The sequence below is a fragment of the Acinetobacter sp. NIPH 2100 genome (genome assembly GCF_000369805.1).
Classification (GTDB): Bacteria; Pseudomonadota; Gammaproteobacteria; order Pseudomonadales; family Moraxellaceae; genus Acinetobacter.
In genome coordinates, this window is sequence record NZ_KB850224.1 from 1,099,770 (window position 1) to 1,126,695 (window position 26,926).

Genomic DNA, 26,926 nt, shown 5'->3' on the forward strand with positions numbered 1-26,926 from the left:
GCGTTTTAACTTAAATTTTTAACAACGGTTCATTTTAATTTTAAAGCCTATATTTTTGATGGAGATGAAAGCCATCAAAATTTTAAAAATAAAAAACACGCATGCAATTCGAACAAATTTAAAACGCATAACTTCACTGAACATTCTTTTTTTTATTCTGATCCATCTTAAACATATTGTTTATTTGTGGACATGTCGTGTGCTTCAAGAATAGCCTAAGCTACCCTTGAAACCTCTCAGACTTATGATCGCGCTAAGCCTCCACCTAAGACTTTATACAGTTCAATTTGGTTATTGAGTTGAGCTTGTTCGAGTAACAATAACGCTTGTTCAGCTGCGTAAGCAGAACGTTGGGCATCCAAGACACTCAAATAACTATCAATTCCTGTACGAAAACGAGCCATTGAGAGTTGATATGTTGCACGACTGGCATCGACTAAACGTCGCTGCGCTATCATCCGTTGGTCCATATTGGCACGTGTGGCGAGAGTATCATTGACCTCGCGAAATGCGGATTGAATCGATTTTTCATAATTCGACAGCGCGATTTGCTGCTCGATTTTTGAAATTTTGAGATTGGTTTGGCGTGTTCCCCAATCAAAAATCGGTAGATCCAGACTGGGGCCAATCGACCAGACAGCATGACCAGATTTAAACAGATCGCTGAGTTTGGTCGAAGCATATCCCGTTGAGCCCGTTAAAGAGATGTTTGGAAATAATGCGGCTTTGGCAACTGCAATATTGGCGCCAGCTTCCTGTAATTGATATTCGGCGAGCTTGAGATCAGGACGATTATTGAGTAAATCACTGGGTAAGCCTGTGCCAAAAATGTCTCGTGCCGTCATGGTTTTAACAGGCTGTTGTGCCAATAGATGGATTGGAAGCTGTTGACCGACCAACAGGTTGAGTAAATTTTGTGCCTGAGCAATTTGAGTCTGATAACGTGCGGCGTCGTGACGCGCTGTTTCGACTGAGATCTCAGACTGGCGTAATGGAAGCTCACTTTCAATGCCAGCACTGAAACGCTTTTGATTGAGCTGATAAGCATCAAGTTGGGTTTTAAGGGTTTGCTGGGCAAGTTTTAAATGTGCACTGGCAAAGGCGTAATCCAACCAAGCTTGACTGATTTGGCTGATCAGACTGATCTGCATTGCATCACGAGCACTTTGTGTTGCCAGATAGCGATCCAGTGCAGCACCTTTCAGATGACGTATTCGTCCCCAAAAATCCAGTTCATAAGCTGTGATTCCGAGACCCACTTGAAAAGTTGAGCTTGGATTGTTTGGATTACTGACAAAGACTTGGCGTGTCATATTGGCGTTTGCACCAATGACAGGCAGCTGATTGTTTTGCGTAATTTGGTACTGTTGCTGTGCTCGCTGAATATTCAGCGTTACCGTCCGCAAATCACGATTATTGCTAAGAGCAAGCTCAATCACTTGCACTAAACGAGGATCGGAAAGAAACTCCCGATAACCCTGTGTTGCAATCGAGCGAGCATTCACTTGATGATCAAAAGTTTCAGCAATATTTGCTTGAATCATCGGTTTTTGGGGGCTGATATTTTGGCATCCACTCAGCGAAATGCCCAAAGTTCCGATCATCATTGCAATACTTGACATTTTCGACCATGAATCGTGCTGATTCAACAGACTAGAGGGCATGGCGAAGGATAATTTTTTGTTCATGCTTTGTACTCCATCGCCTCAATTTTCTCTAGTTCCTGTACGCGAGCAGAGCTGTGGTTATGTTGTCGTGCCAACAGACTATAAATGGTCGGTAACACAAACAGGGTAAAGAAGGTGCCAATCAACATTCCACATACAATCACCAAACCAAGACCAAAACGACTATGCGCGCCTGCACCCGTGGCAAACAGTAATGGAATAAGACCAAACACCATTGCTGCCGTGGTCATGAGAATAGGGCGTAAACGAATTTGCGCTGCCTTAAGAATGGCAGCTTGTTTGTTTAGCCCTTCATGGATTTGCAACTCATTGGCGAATTCAACCATCAAAATACCATGCTTACTAATCAGTCCAATTAATGTGACCAGACCAATTTGGGTGTAGATATTGACAGTGGCAAAGCCGAGTGCCAAAGGAATTAATGCCCCACAAATTGACAGTGGCACAGTAATTAAAATAATGAATGGATCAACCAGGCTCTCATATTGCGCAGCCAAAACCAGATAAATCACCACCAATGCAGCCAAGAATGCAAATAAGAGGGTATTTCCTTCTTGCATATATTGACGAGCATCAGCTTGCCAGTCATGGCTAAACCCTGTGGGTAGTTCGGTAGTGACTTGTTCAAGAAAGGCCAAGGCTTGACCTAGAGAAACACCAGGAGCTGGAATGGCTTGGAAGGTTGCAGCATTTTGTTGATTAAACTGTGTCAGCTTATTCGGTTCGACTGTTTCATTTAAATGCACAACAGTAGACAAGGGGATCAGTGTGCCTTGATCCGTACGAATAAACTGACTTGTTAAGGCTTGTGGGGTTAAGCGTTGGCTATTGATACTTTGAGGAATGACATCATAGGCACGTCCCAGCATATTGAAACGATTGACATAGTTTTCACCCACCAAGGTTGCCAATGCCTCTCCAATATCTTGCATACGGATACCCAAACTATTGGCTTTGGCCCGATCTACCTCAATTTTCATCATTGGATTATTGAAATCCAGATCACTGTCGACCACCACAAATAGGCCACTTTCACGGGCTTTTTGTTTAATACGCTCCATGGCTTGGTAAATCGTTGAATAGTCTTGAGCACTGCGCAGTACCATCTGGATTGGGAGTCCACCAGTTGAACCTGGCAAAGCTGGATTTTGGAACACAAAAATACTGGTGCCTTCTACCGAACCGACTTTGGCTTGCAGTTCCTGCTGGATGTCATCGGCAGAGCGCGAACGTGCCGCCCATGTGGATAAGGTCGTGCCACCAAAGCTTGCCGCAGGTCCATCGGTTCCGTTGATAATCCATGTGGTACTGGTTTCAGGCAGTTCCCAGAACACTTTATCCAATTCATAGTTGAAGTGTTCGGCATAATTTAAATTGGCATGTTGAGGCGCTTTAATTGCAGTGAGCACACTGGCTTGATCTTCCAGGGGCGCTAACTCTTTTTGTGGCAGTTGATAGAGCAAAGGCAGGCTGGCAAAAACAGCCATGGCAAAGACGACGGTAATCCAGCGATGTTGTAGTGAAAATTGCAGTAAGCGGTGATATACCTGAGTTAAGCGTTCGAAAAACCATTCAGCAGCTTTGGCCATTCGGCCTTCATCCTGTTTGGATTGCAGTAAATAAGAACTCATTACAGGCGAAAGGGTCAGGGCAATCAGCCCAGAAACCAGAACTGCACCTGCAAGCGTTAAGGCAAACTCTTTAAATAATGAGCCTGTTAGTCCCCCCATTAAACCAATCGGTGCATAGACCGCAGCGAGGGTAATCGTCATAGCGATCACGGGACCTGCGACTTCTCGCGCACCCATTAAAGCGGCTGCGATAGGAGACAGACCTTCCTCAATATGACGATGCACGTTTTCTACTACCACAATGGCATCATCCACCACCAATCCAATTGCCAGTACCATGGCCAGTAGGGTAAGTAAGTTAATACTAAAACCAAACAGCAGCATGAGCCCCAAAGCACCGAGCATGGAAAGCGGAATAGTCGCCACAGGAATCAATACACTACGCAGCGAACCCAGACAGAGATAGATCACTGCAATCACGATAAGCAGTGCTTCGATAAATGTGTGTAAGACTTCATCAATTGAAGCATCGATAAATCGTGCCGTTTCATAGGCCAGATTGACCTTTACGCTGGGCGGTAAGGTTTTTTCGATCTCAGGTAACTTATCTTTAATGCCTTGTACAATAATCAGCGGATTACCTGTAGGCGTGGCTTGCAAACCGACGAAAATGGCAGGTTTACCATCCATTGAGGCACTGGTTTCAGTTGAAGCTGCACCGAGTTCAACGGTTGCTACATCCTGTAAATGAATGAGGTTTTGACCATCATTGCGAATCACCAGATTTTTAAAATCCTGAATACTGGTGAGATTGGTGGAAACATTGACATTGGAAACCACCAATTCGCCTTTGACCTGACCAGGCGCTGCTTGATAGTTATTTTGTCGAATGGCATTGGCAACATCGGCCGCAGTGACACCGCGACTAGCCAAGCGATCTGCATCCAGCCAAATACGCATGGCTAGACGTTGGCTGCCATAGGTCTGTACTTTGGCTACACCATCAATATTTGACAGCATCGGCTCAACCACTCGTGACAGATAATCCGTCAATTCAGGCATAGACAGTTGTTCGCTTGAAAAGCCAATATAGGCGACATCCGTCGATTCACCCGATGACCGTTCAATTACGGGATCAAATGCCTGTTCGGGTAACTTGTAGCGAACCTGATTCACTTTGGCCATGACTTCAGTTAAGGCTTGGGTTGAGTCACGATTTAGCTGCATGCGTAAAGTGATACTACTACGACCTTGCACTGAGGAAGAACTGAGATAATCAATCCCTTCAACAGAGGAAACCGCTTGTGCAATCGGTTGTGTAACGAAGCCCTGCATCAGTTCAGCAGATGCGCCAGGATATTCGGTACTGATGTTGATGGTGGAGCTTTCAAGGAGAGGATATTGGCGAATCGGCAATTTATTCAGGGAAAATAGGCCAGCCAACAAAATCAGCGTACTCACAACCAAGGCCAGTACAGGGCGTTTCACAAAAAGATCGGTAAATTTCATGCTAGGTCGCTCCTTAGATTTTGGCTTTTGCTAAGGTGGATTGCGACTGTTGCAAGGTATCTTCTGTTGCTTCAACCTGCATACCATCGCTTAATCTCAGCTGACCAGATACGACAACTTGATCGCCTGCTTTAACGCCAGATTGAACTTCGACCCAACCTTGATGACGCTCACCAAGCTCTACTGCCACACGTTGTACGGTAAGTTTCTTGTTGTCTTGTTTAACTAGAAAGACTGTATTGCCATAAGCGGTATAGGTAATCGCAGTTTCAGGCAGCACGAGACTCGGAAGATTGGCTTCTTGTATGTCCAATTTTGCATACATTCCTGGCTTTAACTGCTGATGCTGATTATTGAGCGTAGCTTGCCCTGTGATCGTTCTTGATTTGGAGATCATGGGTTCAATCGCATTCACAACCGCAGAGAAACTTTGCTCGGGAAATGCGTCAATTTTAAGTTGCACCGATTGCCCCGTTTTTAAACGGGCCGCCAGTTGTTCATCCAGTGTGAAATTGGCAAGCAGTTGTTGGGTATCGACCAAATTGGCAATGCCTGTTCCTGCCTGTAGATATTGGCCTTGGTGGACTTGACGTATTCCAATAATGCCTGAGAACGGTGCACGGATTGATTTCTGTTGAATGGTCGCTTGCAGTTGCTGAATTTCTGCGCGCGTCATATCTCGATCGGCCAAGGCGGTATCCATTTCTGCTCGTGAAATCGCATGACTATCGATTAACTGTTTGGTCCGGTTATAGGCCATTTCGGCCTGTTTAAGCTTAGCTTGCAGTTGACCTAGATTGCCTTGTTCAACATTGGTTTTGAGCTGAACAAGCAATTGTCCTTTTTTAACGTACTGTCCAGATTGGAAATAAATTTGTTCAATGACACCTGTGCTTTCAGATGAAACTTGGACTTGTCGTATCGCCTCTAACTCGCCAATACTGGATAATGTTCGGGGCGTAATCTGTTGTTTGACAGTGCTGAGTGCAACTTTGACAGGTGGGTAGCTATAAGATGAAGGACTGTTTGCTGAACGTGATTTAAAATAAAAATAAGCTGCAACAGCAATGACAACTAAAATCATGATGATGAGCAAAATACGCAGGTGGGTTTTCATGCGAGTACTCCACAGAGCTTAAGCTGTTGACGAAAATGGCTGGCAATTGCAGTCCCGATAAGACCACCAATCACCGAGATATGTTCAAGCGCGAAATAGAGAGAAATTTGCGCTTGCAGGCCAGACATGTTCCAGAAGGTATGTACGATAAAAATCGTCACTGTTAAAAAGACTGAAAGCAGGGCAGCACCAAGCCAGATATGGCGATCAAACAGAATGCAATATGCACCCGCCAGCAGAATCAGCGCAGAGCCATAATTAAACAGCCAAGTGGGTTCTAAACCCGCGGCTTGCATTTCTTGAAATCCCGTTTCCACATCGAGCACTTTGCTGAGGCCAGAGCTGAAAAATAAAAGTGCCAGACAGCATCTGGACAGCGTCCATAACCATTGGCTTTCCAAACTCAATTTTATGAAGTAAGGCATAATCATTTTTTCCCGAAGAATCAGACTGAATGATGAAAAACATTAAAAATTAATTGCTTATTTGCATTTACGAATGCAGTGCCAAGCAGTCTAAAACCTCAAGTTATATTTAGGTCAATGGGTTTGGATGAGAAAAATGAGTCATTAAAAGGTCGGTTTAACAGTAGAGTAAGAAGAGTAGGACACTTTGTATCGAAATGATTTTGGTTGTTTGAATACTGAGGAAAAGTCACATTTCGGAAGGATAAACTGTCGCTTGAATTGACAAAGTTCTTTGCTCTGAACTATAAAACCTAAAGTAATCTTGAGATATGCAGTAAATGACACCAGAACGAAAAATGAATATCAATCGAATGCTGACCGTAGGAGAAGTTGCTAAACGTAGCGGTGTAGCGGTTTCAACGCTGCATTTTTATGAGTCAAAAGGATTGATTAAAAGTATTCGAACCAATGGCAATCAACGCCGTTTTCCTTTGTCTGTGTTGCGCTATATCGGGATTATCAAAGTCGCACAAAAAGTTGGAATTTCACTGGATGAAATTAAAAATGCGCTGAGTATTTATCCTGTAGGAAGCAAGCTCACTGCAGAACAGTGGGCTGAACTTTCTTCACGTTGGCGTGAGGATTTAGATGCACGGATTCAAAAACTGACACGTTTAAGAGATGAAATGGACTGGTGTATTGGCTGTGGATGTTTATCTTTGGAACAATGCCGTTTGCGCAACCCCGAAGATATATTGGGTGAGGATGGCGCAGGCCCACGTATTTTAGAGCGAGAGGATGATTCAATGCTAAATTTATTAAATGATTGAAAAATAATAATTAAGAAAATAAGAACTTTAAAATTAAATTTTATGCAGCATTCTGAGTGGGTGAGTAGAAAGCGTTAACTTTAACTGAGCTCAAGTCCTGAATTTGCTTACATGGGGGATTTGACTGGTTTGATAAGCATCTTGATATGTTGTTGCTTAGCCGTCCGTTTTGGCCTGTATTATTAAATAAATATTAAAATATTGTGAATTATTGATTTATTTTTGTATCGCAATTGATAATAATAATGATTCTTATTTATTCAATTGTGACGTTATGAACAATCAGCTTAAACAATCTGCTTTAAATATTGCGATAAAATCGATTTTGATTTGTGGGGCATTATCACAGAGCGCTTTTGCGCAAGAAGAGAATCTCAATGCTGCATCATCTGCAGTACTCCCAACCATTAAAGTTTCAGCCGAAGATGAAAAAACTGAAGGTAGTCAAAGTTTTCAGGCAAAATCATCTCGAACATCCTCCAAATTAAAACTCTCTTTAAAAGAAACCCCACAATCAGTCAGTGTGATTACACGTGAACAAATTGAGCAACGAAATCTCAATATTATTGATGATGTGCTTGCGGCAACGCCAGGTGTAACCGTGACCAAAAATGATAGTGAACGGTCTAACTATTCTGCACGAGGTTATGGGATCAGCAATCGTCAAATTGATGGCATGCCAATTGGAGAGAATAGTCCACGGGTTGATAGTTTCTTCTTTGACCGTATTGAAGTGGTGAAGGGGGCAACAGGGTTAACAGGAGCTACAGGGAACCCTTCTGCAACGATTAATATGATTCGTAAACGTCCTGCAAAAGAATTGACTGGGTCGGTTGCCACGTCATTTAGCCGCTGGAATACCATTCGCAATGAAGCTGATGTTTCTATCCCTTTGACGGCTGATGGAAGTGTGCGGAGCCGTGTTATGGCCGCACGTCGAGAGGGAGAATCCTATATGGATTATTACTCTCTGGAAACCTTGGCTGCTATGGCGATGGTTGAAGCAGACATCACAGACAAATTAACAGGCAGTATTGGTTTTCAATATCAAGATAACCAACCAAGGGGTTCAACATGGGGAACCGTACCGTACTGGAATCAGGATGGTTCACTCGCCAATTTACCGCGTAATTTCAGCTTGGCAAATCGTTGGAATACCATTAGCCAAAGTGACAAAACTGTATTTGCTGATTTGACGTATAAATTTGACAACAACTGGATGATTAAGGCAGCTGCTTCACATTCCTTGTCCAAAAGTTTTTGGTTAATGTCTTATGGTGGTTCTGGTTTTCCTAACCAAAATGATGGAACTGGTGTTGGGGTATGGTCGGCTAGTTATCCGACTGTAGAATCCAAAAAGACCAGCTTAGAGTTGTTTGCAAGTGGTCCATTTAAATTATTCAATCGTGAACATGAACTGGTCATTGGTGGTAATGGTTTTGATCGTTCATCAGAGAGCATTAGTGGTGCACTCGATGGTATCGCCAGTAATCAATTGACGTGTACCAAGAAAGTGAATGAGGTAAACGTTCCCTCAAATAATATTGGTGACAATTGTGTGATTAATGATTGGCGTACGTGGAATGGTAATGCAACAGTTAAACCTGGCTATAAAATCACAGCGATAAATAAAGATGATAAACAACAAAACTATGGGGTGTATAGCACACTAAAACTAAACCTGACAGATGATCTAAAATTGATTGTTGGGGGACGTTATAGTGAATATTCCGCCACCAATGGTACCAAAAGTGATGTGAAAACCGATGCTTTCACACCTTACTTTGGTACCACTTACGCGATTAACGATATTGTAACTGCCTATGCCAGTTATACTGATATGTTTAATCCAAGCAGTCAAAAAGACCGTAATAACAGTTTCTTAGAGCCTGAAACAGGCAAAAGCTATGAGGCAGGTTTAAAAGCCAGTTTGTTGGATGATCAACTTTTGGCGACAGCCGCTGCCTTTTGGTCGAAAAAGGAAAATGTCGCAATTCGTGATGAAGAAGCAATTGCTGCAGGTATAAAAACCAATGATGGTGGTGATCCAATGAAGGCTTCGGGTGAGGGCCTAAAAATTGAAGGTTTTGAACTGGAAGCGATTGGGCGTATTACACCAACATGGAACATTACTGCGGGTTATACCTATGTGAACAGTATTAGTTCAGAAACTGTGAAGGCTTCAACGACCCTTCCTCAGAACTTAGTCAAAATCTACACAAACTTCAAACTACCTGAACAGCTTTGGGATGGGGCAAATAAATTCAATATTGGGTTTGGGGTAAATTGGCAAAGTGAAGTTGTGAGTAAGTCGACCAGTGCGCCTAAAAACTCTGATGGCTATGTGCGACAAGATTCATACTTCTTGGCAAGTGCCAATATGGGTTATACCTTTAATGAATCATTCAGTGCAAACCTACAAGTGAATAACTTGTTTGATGAAAAATATTATCAGCAGGTCGGTTTCTATAATGGTGTTTATTGGGGTGAGCCACGTAACGTGACTTTATCGCTACGTGCAAAATTCTAAAAACCAGAAAATATAAATTTTTGGCTATTAATTAAAAATAAAGGTGTATCTATAACGGTATGCCTTTATTTCAATAAAAGATGGATTTAGCTGAACGATTTTTTTTGTTCATTCAATTCCTCATTAATTCCCTTATAAAAAAGAGTATTGACCAGAAAAATTGAAATAAACTTAAGGCTGTTCCATTTGAGTATTTTATAAAAAAACTTTTTAATTCAAAATTATAGGTGAATTTGGCCCAATTCGGTAAAATAAATCCAACAAAAAAGTGACGTAAATTGTCATAAATAGACGGTTCTGTATGGAATGAAATCTATATTTTGATTAAAATTCGCTAAATTTAAGCAGATAATCTATAAAAAAGATGTCGAATAATATATTTCAGGCTTTAGATAGTTTGGGGCTTACAGCACAGAAACGTGCGATTCATGCCCAGTTTTCAAATTCATCTTTGAATAGCCAAGTTTTCTTACAACGTATCGATGGTCTACATCAACTGAATCATGGCATTGATCTGCAGTTACTTTGCCTTTCGACCAATGCGGTTATCCCTTTAAAAAGTTTTATCGGTAGTCAGGTTGCGATTGATATTGTAACGGATAAAGCTGAACTTACGCGTATTACAGGTATCGTAACCCACGCTGATATTGGTGCAAGTGACGGTTCACTGACGATTTATCGACTTGGTGTGCAAGATCCGACCGCCTTATGGAAACACCGCCGTAACAGCCGTGTTTTTATGGCGAAATCAGTGGTCGATGTGATTCAAACCATTTTTAAAGAATGGCAATCCAAGAATTCATTATTTGCAGCGAGTTTAAGTTTGGATTTAAGTGGTTTAAGTCAGCAATACGACATTCGACCATTTATTATGCAGAGTAATGAAACTGATTATGACTTTCTCACGCGTTTGATGCGAAGCGAAGGGATTAACTGGTTAATTGATGAGGCTCAACTTAAAGTATCGAATTCAAGCGAACAAATTCAGGCGCAGAAGCTTCGATTAATCGATGACAATAATCAATATAAAGCCTTAGACCGCCGTAATATCCGTTTTCATCGTAGTAGTGCCACTGAAACACAAGATAGCATCACCACATTTGTGGCACAGCGTTCAATACAACCGAGTGCGGTGCATGTGCAACGTTGGCAAGCCGATGCTTTGGAACAAGATGAAGGTGCAGGGAGTGTTCAAAGTAAACACAGCCATAGTGATCAGCACGATAACCAGCAACTTGCTTTAGAGCAGGCATGGCATTTTTCACCTGCATGGATTCAAGATTTAAACGGTGAGGATGGCACGACCAAAGCGGGCAATGCTCAAATTGAGAAACTGAATCAGAACTTAAGCCAATATTATGATTCGCAGGCCAAGCAATTCGTTGCGACATCTACAGTGCGCGATACTCATGTCGGCTACTGGTTTGAACTGAATGAACATCCTGAGATTGATCAGCATTCAGGAGCAGATAAAGAATTTCTGATCAGCTCGAAAACCTTTTATAACCAGAATAATTTACCCAAAGATTTAAATGATCAAGTCGCGACTTTGCTTCAACAAAGTCATTGGCAAAGTAGCCCTATCCATCATGCTGCATCTGATGAGCGCCAAGCCAATCAATTAACACTGCAACGACGAAATATTGGTCTGGTACCTGAATACAACCCGCTACAACATCGACCTGCGACTCATCCACAACGCGCTAAAGTTGTTGGGCCAAGCGGTGAAGAAATCCATGTGGATGAATGGGGCAGAATTAAAGTCCGTTTCTTGTTTACCCGAACAGAAGACCATAGCCATGATGGTGGTGCGGGTGCCAATGACAATGACAATGACTCTGCATGGGTCGATGTATTAACCCCATGGGCAGGTGAGGGCTATGGTGCACGGTTCTTACCGCGGATTGGTGAGATCGTGGTGATCAACTTCTTTGATGGAAATATTGACCGTCCCTATGTGGTTGGGCGGATCCATGAAGCACAACGCAGCCCAACCAAGTTTGACAATGCAGGTAAGCTTCCTGATACCAAGAAACTGGCAGGAATTAAATCCAAAGAATATCAAGGTGAAGGTTTTAACCAACTTCGTTTTGATGACACGACGGGTCAGATCAGCGCACAACTACAAAGTAGCCATGCTGCTAGCCAACTCAATCTCGGTAAACTCAGCCATCCGAAAGATAAAGCTGAAAGCGAAGATCGTGGTGAAGGTTTTGAACTTAGGACTGACCAATGGGGTGCCGTGCGTGCAGGGCAAGGCTTATTGCTCAGTACACAAAAGCAAGATCAGGCACAAGGTGAACATCTTGATGCTGAACCAGCCAAACAGCAGATTGAAAGTAATCAAAGCAATGCCAAAGCGTTAAGCGAGGTTGCCAAGAACCAGCAAACGGATGAAATTGAATCAGTTGAGCAATTAAAACAATTTGCAGAACAGATTGAGGCAAAGATTGCCAAATTTAATAAAGCGATGTTGTTACTTCATTCGCCTGCAGGCATTGGTTTAAGTAGCAACGAAGATATTCATATTTCTGCAGATGGGCAGATCAATCAGATTGCAGGCGATAGTATTAATTTAAGTACGCAGAAGAATCTGATTGGCCATGCTCAAAATAGAATTAGTCTTTTTGCAGCGCAGAATGGTATCAAGCAGGTGGCTGCCAAAGGTAAGTTTGAAGTACATGCTCAATCGGATGGGATGGATTTACTTGCCAAGCAAGGGATTCAGATCATTTCGACCGAAGACCGTATTGAGATCACCAGTCCTAAAGAAATTGTGATTACCGCAGGTGGTTCCCAAATCAAGCTGAATGGCTCAGGGATTTTCCCGATCACGGGTGGCAAGTTTGAGGTGAAGGCGGGACAGCATTTGTTTATGGGTGGGGCGAGTGCAATGGTCGAATTTCCAGCTCTACCCATCATGGATAACAATCGGTTTATAGAACTTAATTATCACTATGATGATTTGACCCCGATTAAAGGGGCTGCATATAAAGTCATTTTAGAAGATGGCTCTATTTTAAGTGGTATTTTAGATGATAAAGGTTATGCCAAAGTTGAAGGCGTGCCAATGGATAAAAAATATATGGTTGAGTTTGGTGAAGACCCTGTCGAGTGGGTTCCACCACCATTAGAAAATATTAAACCGAATAATGTTGAAAAAGAGAAAATGCAAGCCGAATTGAAAAAATTAGAACAAGAATATTATAAGAATGGTGGTTTCGAATGAGCGTTGTAGATGATGCAATTGAATTTTTAGAAGATTTAATTATGGGGGATTTTAAAGAGAATCCTTCAAATATGTCTATTATTGCTAATGCAGTCATTGGATTAATTCCAATTGCAGATCAGGTTTTAGATGTACGAGATGTCGCTGGCATGGTTTGCCGGATTACGAACAAAGGGCCAGCAAATTGTACAATTGATGACTGGGTAGATCTATCATTCGCCGCTATTGGGTGTATACCAGAAGTTGGAAGCCTATTTAAAGGTGTATTTAAGCCATTATGGAAATCACGCAAAGTCGTTAAAAAAATTGATGCAAAGACTTGGAGTTCTATTGATCGTATGCTTGGTATGAGTAAAGGTAGCTCAATCAAGTATTTAAAAACTTTTCCATGGGCTCAACGTAAAGCTCAGGCTTTACAGCAGTTGAATATTGCGTTTAATTCTTTAGATCAATTATTGGCATATTTGTCTGTTCCACGTTGGTGGGTACCAGATAACCTTGAGTTATTGGCAAGAAGAATGCGTCCGCAAGTGAAGAAGGTCCGTGATCCGATTAAAAAAGGATTTGATATGGGCTTTAAAGCGATGCAAGACTTTGTAATCGATATGATTGGGGAAGAAGGATATAAAGTTGTTAATGCAGCTGCAACGATAGCACTTTCTACAGGTAATAAAGCTAAGAATTCACATGAGAAATCTAAGGTTAAGCTTGTTGGAAATAATACTCAGAAAAAAGTAAATAGTGGCTCTACAGCCAGTAAGAAAGTAGATAATAAAGTTACGAGTAGTAAAGTAGCGGATAAGAAAGTTGATGCGAAAAAGCAAGATGTCGATAAAAAGAAAATAGGAGGTGAGAAACGTGCTGATCACGATAAAGTAAATAGTAATGAACGTCAGACTGTTGAAAAGGGAACGGGAAATAGGGTTAATGCAACTCAACATACCATTGATAAAATTGGGGATTTCACAAATAAGCTGAAAGGAATCCTTGGTGAGCATATGGCTGATTATCATTGTCAGCAAATCAAAGGATGGGGAAAGGATACAGCGAAGCATGATGGTGTTAATGCAATTAACTCACATAAGTTAAATGATGGCGGGAAAATGGTTCAACTACTGGAGATAAAATCTCGTGGTCGTGGAATTGATGGTGTGTGGAAAACTAATACTGGTAAACCATATGCAATTATTGAAGCAAAACTTAGTGAGAACCCTATTAAAAGTCTTGGTGAACTATTAAATGATGCGAAAGATAAAAATGGAGCAGATTTACAAACTGAACAAAAAAGGCGTCAAGGTCAAAGTCAAAAGCAGAAGAAACAAAAAAATAAGAACTCGACAACGAATTCGAAAGGTGGAAGCTTAGATGTTGGTGGAGAACGAAGTAGAAAAGATAATGGTAAAGTTATGCAAATGAGTCATAACTGGATTCAAACAAGATTAAGATCTACTCGATTAGTGCTAAATGATCTCTTTGCTAAAGAAGATTTATTATCTGATACAAATAAAGTTTATAGTCGTTGTGTATTATTTTTTTCAATTCCACAAATAGGCAGCCATTTAACAGCCCTTGCACAAAAAGCTTCAGGAGAAAAGATCAATCATGAGATACACATTGCACATGAAGTTACAAGGGAATGGGGGGATGCTGCCATAGCAAAAGAGGCAGACAATAAGGCAAAAGTTTTTGACAAATCACGCGATAAAAGAATTAGATAAAGGTACTTTTTATGAGTTTTTTGACTGAAAGAAGACAACAGTTTTTGACGGAAGCAAATTTTCATGGCACTAGGGATTTAACTTTACGTGTAATGCAAAGGCAAAAAGATAATTTGAGTAAATCAGAAGGTGCTGATGTTGGATGGCATTTATCAATGTGGTTTGGTATAGCTGAAGGGACATTTAATAATTTTATATTGTCATATACCGCTGGTGAGTCTATTGAAAGTTTACGTTATGCATTAGAAAATGTAGTTGTTGCTTATGAAAATTATTTAAAGGCATTAGTACAAAATAGCGGTGATCCAAATGAAATGGCATTTCCAATAAGATCTTTTGATGGGTATTGTCCTTATTTATGGCTAATAAGCTTATGTTATTTATTGCATCGACAGGATTTATTACCAAGAGTTGCTCGTCTAGTTGATGGTGAGGATGAGGAAAATGCAGGTATTGATTTCAATATAGAAGAGCTTCTTAATTACTCTAAAGAGTTAGAGCGGTATGAAACTGATGATTGTGTTTCTGGATGTTACGGTCTTTTTGCTGATGCATTAAGTGAACCTAATAAAATACAAGCATTAAACTTATTAAATGGTTTTCTAAAAAAATGGTATAAGGATTTATCAGCAGCTCCTTGGCATGATAGTCATTTAAGTGATGACGGATATTTTGGGTATTGGGCTTTCGAAGCAGGTGCAGCAGTCTACTTATTAGAAATTGAAGACGATAGCAGTCTTCATCAATATTTATATTATCCGAAAGATTTAGTTCAATTTGCGAAGACTTTTGTACCACTAGCAAATGATGTTAGCAATAAGCAAGGAAATCAGCTTAGATGTGAAGCTGGTGAAAATTGCCCAAAAACAGGTGACTGGTATAGTCCCGCTAATAATATGGAAAAGCGTCATTTTAAGCAAGGCGAAAAGATGCCTGAGATTAAAAACAATCCATGGGGATTGACGATTTGGTATTTAGTGGAATAAGAATAGTGCCCTATAGGGCATTATTTGTTTGGAATAAATATGGATTTTGAAAATAAGAAAAGACAGCTTTTTATAACAGAGAGATATTGTATAAAATCGAAGGAATATCATGAAGAAGGAATTCCTTTATATCTAGAAAGTGATGCATATGAAGATGATGAATATAATTGTGGTGAGGCATCTAGATGGCAATCGATTACACTGACATATTGGGATCTGCTTCTTCTAGGATATACATCTGGAGAACCTATAGAAGAGCTTTTTCCTTTATTTGAAAATATAATAGTTGGTTACACAAAACAGGCAGAAGCATTAGCAGTTTTTAAAGGAACAGTAAAGCCATCAGTAATTAATGGTGAAGGTGGTTTTATTGCATTATCAATGATCAGTTTGGCTGTTTTACTTAATCAGAAAAAAATGCTGCCAACTATAAAAGAGTTAATCAATGGGGAAAATGAAGGTCAAACGGGAGAGGATGAGGTTATAAATAAATTTTTCAAAATTTTAGATCCTAAGCATCCAAATACAAATAATGATGGAGTTTATAGTTATGATTACTCTCCTCTATGTGATGTGATAGATAATGTTTTAGATAAAGATGATAAAGCTCATGCTCTTGAAGTGCTAGATAGTTATTTGTCAGATTGGTATGGGATTCATAAAAATACTCTTTGGTATAATAGTCACTTAGACTTAGATAATGGTTTTTCATATGTCGGGTATTGGGCATTTGAGGCTGCTTTTTTAGTATATATGCTTGACTTGGATGATACTTCTTTGCATAAATATTTATATTATCCAAAAGATATAGTGCAATGGATTAGAAATAATAAAAAAGAAAATGATATTGAATTAAATTTTGAAAAAATTAAAGTGTTAGCTGGTGATGTAAGTCCAAAGTCTGGCTATTGGTATAACATAGTAAAAGAAAAATCACGCCAATATTTTAATCAGGGAGAGATCTTACCAAAAATTAAAGATCAGGACTGGGGGGAAGTATATTGGTATTGGGATGGTGAAAAATAATTTAATCATTTGAGAAAAAGCCATCCTTATTTGGATGGTTTTTTACTTTTACCAAATGATATGTTGCCGGAGTAAGAAAGTTGAATAACCAAATAAATGATTTAAATATTGATTGGGAACAGTGGTTTAATCAACAAATACTAAATTATGGAAAATATAGAGATAGTTTCTTACAAGAAGATATGTATCAAAGGCGGTTTGATGCTTTTCTTAATGGTGTTTATTCAGTAACTGACGGTTTTCAAAAATATAAGGCAAATGCTAAATCCAGTAAAATGATGGCTGCTGGACATCAAAGAGTAAAAGATGTCTTAAATTTAATGTCATTACAGTACTCTGCTGGTGGAAATATTGCATTTATTCAGGAACTTTACCCATATCTTTTAAACTGGACAGAAGAATATGCCGAAATTCACAGTCAATATCATCAAAGCCCAGAGGCAGATGGACGATTTGTTTGGCATATCAGTTTAGGAACAGAAGACTATTGGTATATTGCGTTACGTCTGATTTGTTTTGGACTGTTGACTGGTTATGCGGATCAGATGGATCGGATTATGCCGATTATTGATTATGTTGATGATGTTTCTCCAGAGGGACAGGAAAAGGATGGGCTGATTGAACGTTTAGTTGCCCCTTTTGTTGCAGATCGTGGAACTCCACCAGATGAAGCAAGACGACATTTGCCTTATCGTAAGCTGATTAAAGTGTTTAATGCTTCACCTGAACAGCGTCCAGCTTTAATGCTGCAATACCTAGAAGACTGGTATGAGGCGAGCCGTCGAGAACCTTACCATGATCAACATCCTCAACCAGACATTAGATCTGGAGTTAGCTATTATGGCTATTGGTCATGGGAAGCAGCAGCAGTAACGTGGTTGCTGGATATAGAGGATACGTCATATCGTGAACATCAGTTCTATCCAAAAGATTTGGTTGATTTTGCTCGGAGTCAATTTTCATTCTAAAAATATCGTGCAATGGATTAGACATATTGAAAAATAACAATTGAATTAAAGCCCCATACATGATGAGGCTTTAACTTATTGCACTAACTAAGTCTATTTAAAATCTACTTTATTGTCGTACAAGTTCTGATGACCGTGTATGCCAACCACCACCTAAAGCACGGATGAGATCTACACTGGCAATCATTCGACTACCATGAAGCTGCGTAGCCAATTGCTCCTGCTGCAAGATACTCCGATCAGAATCAATCACGTCCAAATAGCTGATACTGCCTTCACGATAACGCAAATGTGAAAGCTGATTAGCATGTCGGGATGAAGCAAGTGCCTGACCCTGTGCCTGTATTTGCTCATCCAGAATACGCTGATCAGACAAGCCATTTTCAACCTCACGAAAAGCATTCAGTACCGTCTGCCGATAATTGGCCACGCTTTGCTCATAGCCTGCTCGCACCTGAGCGACGCCCGCCTTACGTTGCCCGCCATCAAACAATGGTAAAGACAAAATTGTGCCCGCAACGGGACCGAGTAAAAAAGTTCGACTCGACCATTTGCCTAAATCACCTAAACTTGCAGATTCATAACCCAGTGCACCTGTAAGATCAAGTTTGGGGAAAAAGGCAGCACGTGCAATACCGATTCGGGCGTTATCGGCTGCCATAGCGCGTTCTGCGGCAGCAATGTCAGGACGACGTTCAAGAAGCGTCGACGGTAAACCCGCAGGCAGGCGAATTGCAGCGGCCGACAAGGGTTGAATCGCTAAGCTGAAATCAGCAGGGGGTTTACCTAGTAATACCGCCAATGCATGTTCGGTATTGGCTCGACTCCGTGCAATGCTGAGTGCATTGGTCTGTGCGGTAGAAAGTTCAGTCTGTGCGCGAGAAACGTCCAGATCACTAACCAAGCCATTGCGATAGCGTGCTTGAATCAAATTGTGTGTTTCCGTCAGCAGTTTGATATTTTGTTCATAGATGGCTTGTTCAGCATCGAATTGACGAATCAAAAAATAAGCTTGGGCAACATCGGCTTGCAGTGCTAACAATGCTGAATGATACAAGGCTTCTTGTTGCTGTACATCAGCCGTTGCGGCATTGACACTGCTGGCAATCCGTCCAAATAGGTCCAGTTCATAGGAGACATTGGCTTGTGTCCGCCATAAGGTACGCGCTGATGTGGATTCATCCGAATCGAGCCCTAAAGAAGCGGGTGAAGGCTTTTGACGGGTTGGCCCAAAACCTGCGCCGATGCTAGGTAAACGTTCAGCTTGTGCAGCAGACCTCAAGGCGCGTGATGCCTGAATATTGGCTGCTGCCGCTTTTAGGTTCTGGTTCCCCGCAATTGCCTGTTGTTCCAGATCATTCAGTTGTGGATCATTAAAAATATGCCACCATTCACCGCGAGACTGTGCATCAGCGGGTTGGGCAATGCTCCAGTTAGGATTATCCAGTTTGGCATCCGCTTCTTTAAATTGCAGTGGAATAATCACCTTGGCCGGTTGATATTCAGGTGCCAATGAGCAGCCTGCAAGCAGCAGGCTTCCCATGAGTGAGGAGAGTATCCAATGTGGTTTGAATCCTGTCATATCCTGCTCCTTAGTGATCATGTGAACTGTGCAGTGGTGCTTCATGCACAGCTGCCGAATGCAGTTTATGTTTGCTGTTCAGGGTACGAATCAACACATAGAAGGCAGGGGTCAGGAATAAACCAAAGAAGGTGACTCCAATCATGCCAAAGAATACTGCAACGCCCATGGCATGGCGCATTTCAGCACCTGCGCCTGTTGATGTGACCAGTGGAACTACACCCATAATGAAGGCGATTGAAGTCATCAGGATCGGACGCAAACGCAAACGGCTGGCTTCAACCGCAGCATTGAATGCTGTCGCGCCTTGCATTTCCAGTTCTCTGGCAAATTCGACAATCAAAATGGCATTCTTACAGGCCAGCCCGACCAGTACCATCAAGCCGATTTGGGTAAAGATATTGTTATCTCCACCTGTGAGCCAAACGCCTGTCAGTGCTGCCAAGATACCCATCGGTACAATCAGGATCACAGCCAATGGTAAAGTGAGGCTTTCATATTGTGCCGCCAAGACCAAGAATACCAACAACACGCTGATCGGGAAGACCCACAATCCAGCATTACCTGCCAAGATTTTTTGATAGGTCAGGTCAGTCCATTCAAATTTCACACCACGTGGCAAGGTTTCAGCGGCAATTCGTTCAACTGCTGCTTCGGCTTGGCTCGATGAATAACCCGGTGCAGGACCACCGTTAATATCTGCTGCGGTATAGCCGTTATAACGCACCACCATTTCTGGGCCATAGGTTTGAGTGACATTGACCAGAGAAGACAGTGGCACCATTTGCCCAGCATTGTTACGGGTTTTAAGCTGTAAAATATCTTCTGGATTGGCACGGAATGGTGCATCGGCTTGAGCACGTACCTGATAGACGCGACCAAAGCGGTTAAAGTCATTCACATATTGTGAACCGAGATAAATCTGCATGGTGCTAAATACATCGGTGACTGCAACGCCTTGTTGTTTGGCTTTGACCCGATCCAGATCAACATTCAGTTGTGGCACATTGATTTGATAGCTAGAGAACATTGGCCCCAACTCAGGTGCAGATTGTGCCGCTTTCATAAAGGATTGTGCTGCATTATTTAACTCGGCATAGCCTAAAGCACCACGATCTTCCAGCTGGAGTTTAAAGCCGCCCATGGTGCCGAGACCCATCACCGGTGGTGGTGGGAAGACCGCAATATAAGCATCCTGAATCGCTGAATATTTCTGATTTAAAGCACCTGCAATGGCATTGGCAGAAAGATCAGCTGCTTTGCGTTCAGCGAAAGGTTTTAAGGTGACAAACACAATCCCTGCACTGGAACTGTTGGTAAAACCATTAATCGATAAACCTGGGAAAGCCACAGCACTTTCTACACCAGGCTGTTTTAGCGCGGCATCACTCATTTTACGGATGACATTTTCGGTTCGATCCAGTGAAGCACCATTGGGTAGTTGGGCAAAGCTGATCAGGTACTGCTTATCTTGCGCAGGCACAAAACCACCCGGAACAATATAAGAAATACCAATGGTCAGGCCAAGCAGGGCTGCATAAACACCCATCGCTGAAGCTTTATGGGAAATGACTCGATTCACCCCTCGACCATATTGATCCGAGGCACGTGAGAACACACGGTTAAACAGTGCGAAGAAGCGTCCGAAGATACGGTTCATTACGCGGGTCAAAAAGTCAGGTTTAGCATCATGTCCTTTGAGTAACATGGCAGCCAAAGCAGGAGATAGGGTGAGTGAGTTGAATGCCGAAATCACGGTAGAGATGGCAATGGTCATGGCGAATTGCTTATAGAATTGCCCGGTTAATCCCGTCATAAAGGCCAGAGGGACAAACACGGCAACCAGTGTCAACGCAATCGCGATAATCGGTCCACTGACTTCACGCATGGCGCGGTAGGTGGCATCTCTTGGACTGAGTCCTGCTTCAATATTCCTTTCGACGTTCTCGACTACCACGATGGCATCATCGACCACGATCCCGATGGCGAGTACCATTCCGAACAGTGACAGGGCATTGATGGAATAACCAAAGGCCAGCATCAAGGCGAAGGTACCAATGATTGAAACAGGCACTGCCAGTAACGGAATAATTGAAGCGCGCCATGTTTGTAAAAACAGGATCACCACGACAACCACCAGCGCAATCGCTTCAAGCAAAGTGTGAATCACTGCTTTGATACTTGAGCGTACGAATTGGGTGGGGTCGTAAACGATGTCGTATTTAATTGAAGATGGAAAATCTTTGGACAGTTCCGCCATGGTGCTACGTACTTGGTCAGAGACCTGTAAGGCATTGGCACCCGGTGCTTGGAAAATTGGAATCGCCACCGCCTGTTTATTGTCAAGCAATGAACGTAAACCATATTGCGAAGCGGCAAGTTCAACACGTGCGACATCACCGAGTCGAGTCACTGCACCATCTGCAGCTGTTTTTAAAACAATATCGGCAAATTCCTGTTCGGTACTTAAACGACCTTGTGCATTCACCGAGAGCTGTAAAGGTGAATTGTTTGGTGCAGCACCGATAGTACCTGCGGCAACCTGAATATTCTGTTCACGAATCGCGTTGACAATTTCAGTGGCGGTGAGGTTACGTTGCGCCACTTTTTGTGGGTCCAACCATACGCGCATGGCGTAATCACCCGAACCAAACAGGCCGACTTCACCCACACCTTGTAAGCGTGCCAGACGGTCTTTGACATTGAGTACGGCATAGTTACGCAAGTAGGTCATGTCATAGCGATTGTCTGGTGAGGTGAGATGCACCACCATGGTCAAGGTGGGTGAGCTTTTTAGCGTAGTCACACCGAGACGTTGTACATCTTCAGGCAAACGAGGCAGGGCTTGAGAAACCCGATTCTGGACCAGTTGTTGTGCTTTATCTGGATCAATTCCAAGCTTGAAATTGACAGTAATGGTTAAGTTACCATCGCTGTTGGCCTGAGACTGCATATACAGCATGTTCTCAACACCATTGATGGATTCCTCTAGTGGAGAAGCAACTGTTTCAGCAATCACTTTGGGGTTGGCGCCTGGATATTGTGCACGGACCACCACAGAGGGTGGCACCACTTCAGGGTATTCAGAAATCGGTAATTTGAAAACAGAGAGTAAGCCTGCCAGTAAAATCAGGACGGACAGCACCCCGGCAAAGATCGGACGATCAATAAAAAACTTAGAAATATTCATAAGGATTAACCTTTTGCCGAAGTTGGGGTTTTATCTGTAGGCTGAGGTTGTTGTGCGCTGTTATCGACAGTAATTTGAGGGTTTGGCATAGTAATGAGGTGAGGTTTGACAGAATCACCTGGTCGAATACGTTGTAATCCATTCACGACAATGCGATCACCCACTTGCAGACCGCTATTAATGATTTGCAAGCCATCTTGCTGAGCACCCAATTTAACTTCGCGATAAGCGGTTTGATTTTTCGCATCGACAACGACTACAAAGCGTTTGTCTTGATCAACACCAATCGCCGTTGGGCTAATCAGAATGGCTGCGCGAGGTTGCCCACCACCCAAGCGAATGCGTGCATAGAGTCCTGGTAGCATTACGCCTTTGGGATTATCAAATGTTGCACGTACACGGATCGTGCCTGAGGTGGTATTTAAATTGTTATCGATAGAACTGATATAACCTTCACGGCTAAAACCAGATTCATTGGCAAGACCAAGATAAACAGGCACTTGGGCTGAATTCCGTTGATTGCTGATGTATTTCAGATAGGTTTGTTCATCCACATCGAAAGATGCATAAAGACGAGAAACGGATACCAAACTGGTCAGCACCTGTGCGCCATTACCTGCTGAAACCACGTTACCCACCGTGACTTCGGCACGGGAAATGCGGCCACTGACAGGTGCGGTAATACGGGTGTATTCCAAATTTAAACGTGCGGTTTCGACTGCAGCTTTGGCCGCTTGCAGGTTAGCGTTAGCCGAACGCGCTTCATTTTCTGCTTGATCGAGTTCTTGATGGGCAATCGCATTACTCTGGATTAAACGCTGGTTTCGTCCCAAGTTTGCTGAGCTATAAGTCACTTGTGCTTCAGCAGAAGCCAGTTGTGCTTTGGCCCGATTCAATTCTGCTTCAAAAGGACGTGGGTCAATGGTGAACAGTAAGTCACCCTTGTTCACCAAACTGCCATCTTTAAAATGGACTGCAATCAGCTTGCCTGAAACTTGGGGGCGAACATCAACCTGATCAATCGCTTCGAGACGTCCAGAATATTCTTGCCAGTCCGTAATGGTTTTACTGAGTACACTGGCCACATCCACGGTTGCGGCTGGCGGTGAACTTGCTGCTGGGGTAGCTTTCGCATCTGCATTTTCTTGGAAGAGAATAAAACTGCCACCTGTTGCTAAAATGGCAATAATGACAGCAGACAGCGTCAGCTGTTTGCGGGAAAGTGACATGGGATGCTCCTGGTTATTTGAATCCCTGTTTTCAGACTTTTTGTTTTGGTCTGTATGGGAGAAACAGGTTTATGGAATGAAAGGAGCATAAAAGTTTGTCAATTACGAATAAATATACTAAATTTGATAACACTATTCGTATTTTTATAATAATTGATGTGTCATAGCCAAAAAATGCATCAATAGGAGTGGGCCAGTGGATCTATTTCATGCAATGAAAGTCTTTAATAAAGTGGTTGAAACCAACAGCTTTAGTCTGGCTGCAGATAGCCTTGGACTACCACGCGCATCGGTCACGACCACGATTCAGGCTTTAGAAAAACATTTACAAGTTCGCTTACTGAATCGAACCACGCGTAAACTCAGCCTCACACCCGATGGTGCAGTGTATTATGACCGTACGCTCAGAATCTTGGCGGATGTCGAAGATATTGAAGCGTCTTTCCATGATGAAGAACGAGGGCCACGAGGACGATTGCGTATTGATGTGCCTGTGTCGATTGGTCGTTTGATTCTCATTCCACGACTAAGAGAATTTCATAACCGCTATCCCGATATTGATTTGGTGATCGGGATGAATGATCGCCCTGTGGACTTGGTGGGCGAAGCCGTAGATTGTGCAATTCGGGTGGGGGAATTACAGGATTCGAGTCTGATTGCACGCCGTATTGGAACTTTTCAGTGTGCAACAGCGGCATCCGCATGCTACTTAGAAAAATATGGCGAACCTAAAACACTTCATGATCTGCAAAAAAATCACCAAGCCATTCATTTCTTTTCCAGCCGCACAGGACGTAATTTTGACTGGGATTTTGTGGTCGATGACTTAATCCAAAGTGTCAGTGTCAATGGACATGTGTCTGTTAATGATGGCGACGCTTATATTGATTTGGCCTTGCAAGGCTTTGGTCTGATTCAAGGCCCACGCTATATGCTGACCAACCATTTTGAGGCGGGGACTCTAAAAGAAGTCCTGCCTCAATGGACACCTGCACCGATGCCAATTTCGGTGGTTTATTTACAGAGTCGGCATTTATCACACAAAGTCAGAGTCTTTGTTGATTGGGTAGCGGAGCTGTTTGCTGGTTGTCCATTGCTTGGCGGTAGTGCGTTGCCGTTGGATCAAAAATGTGAATTTGCTTGTGACCAGAAAACCAATCATGAATATACCATTCGTACTTTGGTTGAGCAGCATAATATTGCTGAGGCACGAGCGTTAAAGACCTGAGTAAATGACCAGCGTCGATCAATCCATATCTCTATGATCGACGCTTTGGCGATTACACTTCACACAGCAGATGAATATCTTCAGGTTCTAACTGCCACAAGTGTGGGTCTGGATGATCGAGTAGTTTAGCACCATGCTTCATGTAAAAATCGACAGTTCTTTTGCTCGGTGTGGCTGAAATATAAAGATGTTTAGCGCCGAGCTTATGTGCAGAATGTATTGCGCTTTGCATTAACAATGCACCGATTCCTTGCCCTTGATGATCGGCATCGACATAAAAGTACTGTAAAAGTTTAGCCTCAGGATAATCCTGAATCAATTGATTGGACACGACGGATACGCCAAGCAATGTTCCCTTTGGATTGAACGCGCCAATCATCTCAGCCTGTTGTAGATAAAGCTGTTTTAATTTTGGCGGATCATGCTGTAGATGGTCATCATCCCATTGCTGTACGTCATAGAAGCAGTCCTCTAGTTGCAAGGATTGCTTGACATAGTTTTGGGTAATCAGCTCACGCCGACTAATCTGTTGCCAGATGAGATCAATTTCTGAATATTGCAGTGGCCTTAAAATAATATTGATACTGTTTTCCTTTATGGACGGATGAGGCAACAGGGTCGTGAGCAAGCGCATTTAAAAAATGATTGATTTACATGAGAGACAATCTGTTAAGCAAATCAACTATTTCTCAATCATACATCGAATTATTCTTGTGGTAGTGAGAAAAATAAAAGGAGATCCATCATGTTGACTCGGCTTGCCCATTCTGTTTTAGCTTCAAGTCTTGTGCTGACTTTCTCGGGGTGTACCGCATCATCTCAGCAGCCAAGTACAGCAAGTTATGGTTCACAACCCGTATTACCAAAACCTCAAACCAGTTTAGTGCCTACAGTCAATATTGCTCCTGCCAAAGGCTGGCCGAAAGGGATGATGCCTAGGCCAGCAGAAGGTTTAAAAGTTCAGGCATATGCTCAAGGACTAGATCATCCAAGATGGCTTTATGTCTTACCCAATGGAGATGTCTTGGTGGCTGAAACGGATGCGCCAGTTAAACCTGATGATAGTAAAGGGATTCGCGGAAAAATCGCAAAAATGGTGATGCAGCGTGCGGGGTCTTCATTTCCCAGCGCGAATCGTATTCGTTTGCTTCGTGATACCAATGGTGATGGTATTGCCGATAAAAATACAATTTTTCTCGAAAACCTAAATTCTCCGTTCGGTATGACCTTGGTGGGAGATACACTGTATGTCGCCAATACCGATACATTGATGCGTTTTCCTTATCATGAGGGTGCAACAAAAATTACTGCACCTGGCACCAAGGTCTTGGATTTGCCCGCAGGAAAACTCAATCATCATTGGACCAAGAATGTGATTGCCAACCCAACAGGCACGAAGTTGTATATTTCAGTTGGTTCGAACAGCAACGTGGCTGAAAATGGCATTGAGCAAGAGCAGGGTCGAGCACAGATTTTAGAGTTTGATATTGCCTCAGGTAAGGCTAAACCATTTGCAACTGGACTACGTAACCCGAATGGAATGGGATGGCAGCCGCAGGGTGGTCAATTGTGGACCGTAGTGAATGAACGTGATGAACTGGGTAATGACTTAGTTCCTGATTATATGACCTCAGTCAAAGAGGGTGCATTTTATGGCTGGCCCTATAGCTATTACGGTCAGCACGTGGACACTCGAGTAAAACCACAACAACCTGAGATGGTCAAGCGTGCGATTAAACCCGACTATGCATTGGGCAATCATACCGCATCTTTAGGTTTAGCATTTTATGCGACTGAATTGATGCCGCAGTATCGGGGTGGGGCGTTCATTGGCCAGCATGGCTCATGGAATCGTAAACCGCATAGTGGTTATAAAGTGATTTTTGTCCCGTTTAGAAGTGGTCAACCCTCTGGACCACCACAAGATGTATTGACTGGCTTTTTAAGTGACAAAGGTGAGGCATTTGGAAGACCTGTCGGTGTTGCGATTGATTTCTCAGGTGCGCTTTTAGTAGCTGACGATGTCGGTGATGTGATTTGGCGCGTATCACCTGTCGCTCAAACCACTTATGAAACGCCAATGCGAGAGTAAGCAGGAGGCTTAATCACCACCAATAT

At 42.5% G+C, this 26,926-nt stretch carries 17 protein-coding genes; 9 read left to right on the plus strand and 8 right to left on the minus strand.

Annotated features, from left to right (window positions below; translation table 11 throughout):
* Positions 1–242: 242 nt before the first annotated feature.
* From adeC to F887_RS12795, 4 genes are read right to left on the minus strand one after another with little or no spacing between them, the layout of a single operon-like run.
* The gene (gene adeC / locus F887_RS12810) at positions 243–1,688 is read right to left on the minus strand and encodes an AdeC/AdeK/OprM family multidrug efflux complex outer membrane factor (protein WP_005292461.1); all 1,446 of its coding nucleotides are present in this window, start codon (positions 1,686–1,688) and stop codon (positions 243–245) included.
* Positions 1,685–4,768, minus strand: coding sequence for a MexW/MexI family multidrug efflux RND transporter permease subunit (locus F887_RS12805; RefSeq protein WP_005292463.1), 3,084 nt, complete (start codon positions 4,766–4,768; stop codon positions 1,685–1,687). The genes adeC and F887_RS12805 overlap by 4 nt, the downstream gene beginning before the upstream one ends.
* Positions 4,769–4,781: 13 nt before the next feature.
* Positions 4,782–5,885, minus strand: a complete 1,104-nt coding sequence (locus F887_RS12800) for an efflux RND transporter periplasmic adaptor subunit (RefSeq protein ID WP_005292464.1) — start codon at positions 5,883–5,885, stop codon at positions 4,782–4,784.
* Positions 5,882–6,310: a DoxX family protein gene (locus F887_RS12795; RefSeq protein ID WP_005292466.1), complete on the minus strand. Its 429-nt coding sequence runs from the start codon at positions 6,308–6,310 to the stop codon at positions 5,882–5,884. Before F887_RS12795 ends, F887_RS12800 begins: the two co-directional genes overlap by 4 nt.
* 320 nt (positions 6,311–6,630) lie before the next feature.
* On the opposite strand from F887_RS12795, the gene soxR reads away from it, so the two are divergent.
* From soxR to F887_RS12765, 7 genes are all read left to right on the plus strand, one after another.
* Complete coding sequence (soxR, locus tag F887_RS12790; protein WP_005292469.1) at positions 6,631–7,122, plus strand: redox-sensitive transcriptional activator SoxR; 492 nt, start codon at positions 6,631–6,633, stop codon at positions 7,120–7,122.
* A 274-nt stretch (positions 7,123–7,396) separates the two neighbouring features.
* The gene (locus F887_RS12785; protein ID WP_005292470.1) at positions 7,397–9,652 is read left to right on the plus strand and encodes a TonB-dependent siderophore receptor; all 2,256 of its coding nucleotides are present in this window, start codon (positions 7,397–7,399) and stop codon (positions 9,650–9,652) included.
* Between the two features lie 364 nt (positions 9,653–10,016).
* Entirely contained in the window at positions 10,017–12,881 is a 2,865-nt protein-coding gene (locus F887_RS12780; RefSeq protein ID WP_005292472.1) for a DUF2345 domain-containing protein, read from the plus strand.
* Complete coding sequence (locus F887_RS18140; protein WP_005292474.1) at positions 12,878–14,599, plus strand: hypothetical protein; 1,722 nt, start codon at positions 12,878–12,880, stop codon at positions 14,597–14,599. The genes F887_RS12780 and F887_RS18140 overlap by 4 nt, the downstream gene beginning before the upstream one ends.
* An 11-nt stretch (positions 14,600–14,610) precedes the next feature.
* On the plus strand, positions 14,611–15,585 hold the full coding sequence (locus tag F887_RS12775; RefSeq protein WP_005292477.1) for a PoNe immunity protein domain-containing protein: 975 nt from the start codon (positions 14,611–14,613) through the stop codon (positions 15,583–15,585).
* 39 nt (positions 15,586–15,624) lie between these two features.
* Positions 15,625–16,611 carry a PoNe immunity protein domain-containing protein gene (locus F887_RS12770; protein WP_005292479.1) on the plus strand — a complete coding sequence of 329 codons (987 nt, stop codon included), beginning with the start codon at positions 15,625–15,627 and terminating at the stop codon, positions 16,609–16,611.
* 80 nt (positions 16,612–16,691) lie between these two features.
* Positions 16,692–17,579, plus strand: coding sequence for a PoNe immunity protein domain-containing protein (locus tag F887_RS12765; RefSeq protein ID WP_005292481.1), 888 nt, complete (start codon positions 16,692–16,694; stop codon positions 17,577–17,579).
* Between the two features lie 109 nt (positions 17,580–17,688).
* On the opposite strand, the gene F887_RS12760 is transcribed toward F887_RS12765, so the two are convergent.
* From F887_RS12760 to F887_RS12750, 3 genes are read right to left on the minus strand one after another with little or no spacing between them, the layout of a single operon-like run.
* Complete coding sequence (locus tag F887_RS12760) at positions 17,689–19,161, minus strand: efflux transporter outer membrane subunit (protein WP_005292483.1); 1,473 nt, start codon at positions 19,159–19,161, stop codon at positions 17,689–17,691.
* A gap of 10 nt (positions 19,162–19,171) precedes the next feature.
* Positions 19,172–22,351 (minus strand): multidrug efflux RND transporter permease subunit AdeG, encoded by a 3,180-nt coding sequence (gene adeG / locus F887_RS12755; protein ID WP_005292486.1) that lies wholly within the window; start codon positions 22,349–22,351, stop codon positions 19,172–19,174.
* 5 nt (positions 22,352–22,356) lie between these two features.
* Positions 22,357–23,580, minus strand: coding sequence for an efflux RND transporter periplasmic adaptor subunit (locus tag F887_RS12750; RefSeq protein ID WP_005292488.1), 1,224 nt, complete (start codon positions 23,578–23,580; stop codon positions 22,357–22,359).
* A gap of 196 nt (positions 23,581–23,776) precedes the next feature.
* Here F887_RS12750 and F887_RS12745 point away from each other — a divergent pair, with 196 nt between their 5' ends.
* Positions 23,777–24,808, plus strand: a complete 1,032-nt coding sequence (locus F887_RS12745) for a LysR family transcriptional regulator (protein ID WP_005150845.1) — start codon at positions 23,777–23,779, stop codon at positions 24,806–24,808.
* A 52-nt stretch (positions 24,809–24,860) separates the two neighbouring features.
* Here the strand turns inward: F887_RS12745 and F887_RS12740 are convergent, their stop codons facing one another.
* Complete coding sequence (locus tag F887_RS12740) at positions 24,861–25,442, minus strand: GNAT family N-acetyltransferase (RefSeq protein WP_005292490.1); 582 nt, start codon at positions 25,440–25,442, stop codon at positions 24,861–24,863.
* 111 nt (positions 25,443–25,553) lie between these two features.
* Between F887_RS12740 and F887_RS12735 the strand changes: the two genes are divergently transcribed.
* Positions 25,554–26,900, plus strand: a complete 1,347-nt coding sequence (locus tag F887_RS12735; RefSeq protein WP_005292492.1) for a PQQ-dependent sugar dehydrogenase — start codon at positions 25,554–25,556, stop codon at positions 26,898–26,900.
* Positions 26,901–26,926 lie beyond the last annotated feature (26 nt).

Excerpts from the sequence above, each read along its gene's own strand:
- adeC (WP_005292461.1), bottom strand. The coding sequence starts at position 1,688 with ATGAACAAAAAATTATCCTTCGCCATGCCCTCTAGTCTGTTGAATCAG.
- F887_RS12805 (WP_005292463.1), bottom strand. The coding sequence starts at position 4,768 with ATGAAATTTACCGATCTTTTTGTGAAACGCCCTGTACTGGCCTTGGTT.
- F887_RS12800 (WP_005292464.1), bottom strand. The coding sequence starts at position 5,885 with ATGAAAACCCACCTGCGTATTTTGCTCATCATCATGATTTTAGTTGTC.
- F887_RS12795 (WP_005292466.1), bottom strand. The coding sequence starts at position 6,310 with ATGCCTTACTTCATAAAATTGAGTTTGGAAAGCCAATGGTTATGGACG.
- soxR (WP_005292469.1), top strand. The coding sequence starts at position 6,631 with ATGACACCAGAACGAAAAATGAATATCAATCGAATGCTGACCGTAGGA.
- F887_RS12785 (WP_005292470.1), top strand. The coding sequence starts at position 7,397 with ATGAACAATCAGCTTAAACAATCTGCTTTAAATATTGCGATAAAATCG.
- F887_RS12780 (WP_005292472.1), top strand. The coding sequence starts at position 10,017 with ATGTCGAATAATATATTTCAGGCTTTAGATAGTTTGGGGCTTACAGCA.
- F887_RS18140 (WP_005292474.1), top strand. The coding sequence starts at position 12,878 with ATGAGCGTTGTAGATGATGCAATTGAATTTTTAGAAGATTTAATTATG.
- F887_RS12775 (WP_005292477.1), top strand. The coding sequence starts at position 14,611 with ATGAGTTTTTTGACTGAAAGAAGACAACAGTTTTTGACGGAAGCAAAT.
- F887_RS12770 (WP_005292479.1), top strand. The coding sequence starts at position 15,625 with ATGGATTTTGAAAATAAGAAAAGACAGCTTTTTATAACAGAGAGATAT.
- F887_RS12760 (WP_005292483.1), bottom strand. The coding sequence starts at position 19,161 with ATGACAGGATTCAAACCACATTGGATACTCTCCTCACTCATGGGAAGC.
- adeG (WP_005292486.1), bottom strand. The coding sequence starts at position 22,351 with ATGAATATTTCTAAGTTTTTTATTGATCGTCCGATCTTTGCCGGGGTG.
- F887_RS12750 (WP_005292488.1), bottom strand. The coding sequence starts at position 23,580 with ATGTCACTTTCCCGCAAACAGCTGACGCTGTCTGCTGTCATTATTGCC.
- F887_RS12740 (WP_005292490.1), bottom strand. The coding sequence starts at position 25,442 with ATGCGCTTGCTCACGACCCTGTTGCCTCATCCGTCCATAAAGGAAAAC.
- F887_RS12735 (WP_005292492.1), top strand. The coding sequence starts at position 25,554 with ATGTTGACTCGGCTTGCCCATTCTGTTTTAGCTTCAAGTCTTGTGCTG.